The sequence below is a fragment of the Dellaglioa sp. CoH-57-MRSF-19 genome (assembly GCF_056781975.1).
In genome coordinates this window covers 1-388 of the sequence record NZ_JBXAXW010000158.1, presented here as the reverse complement: position 1 = coordinate 388, position 388 = coordinate 1, and the positions used below count along the sequence as shown (strand labels likewise).

Below are 388 nucleotides of genomic sequence, written 5' to 3'. Positions count from 1 at the left end.
AACCAAGTTCGGGATTGGGTCCGGGATGTGCACCAAAAATCATACATCACCCTCACCAGCAACCGGCGTGATGAGCGAGAGGCCGAGAGCCTTTCTCACCTTGGCCCGTGCATCATTGGCACCTGCTGCGTACGCGGCATCGAGCGCACGCGTCACCTGCATGTGCAGTAGCTTCGCAAAAGTCTCGCGATGCTGTTCAGGCACATGATCCACGTTCACCGTGATTCCCGGATAGCGTCCGAGCTTGAGGTATGCCATGACCTTATCGTCGCATTCTTCTTGGTAGAGGTCATAATCTTTGGTAGAGATGTTCATGCTCACTCCTTACGAAATGACTCGGGAATACACGACGAACGAGCCGGTTGATCTGGAGAGCGCAATACTACAC

General features: G+C 53.9%; 1 protein-coding gene. It reads right to left on the bottom strand.

Annotated elements, in window-relative coordinates:
* Window positions 1–39: 39 nt before the first annotated feature.
* Entirely contained in the window at window positions 40–315 is a 276-nt protein-coding gene (locus AC1RO3_RS08760; protein ID WP_289856363.1) for a hypothetical protein, read from the bottom strand.
* Between the last annotated feature and the right edge of the window lie 73 nt (window positions 316–388).

What these genes read in the sequence shown, in the direction of transcription:
- AC1RO3_RS08760 (WP_289856363.1), bottom strand. Translation starts at nt 315, where the DNA reads ATGAACATCTCTACCAAAGATTATGACCTCTACCAAGAAGAATGCGAC.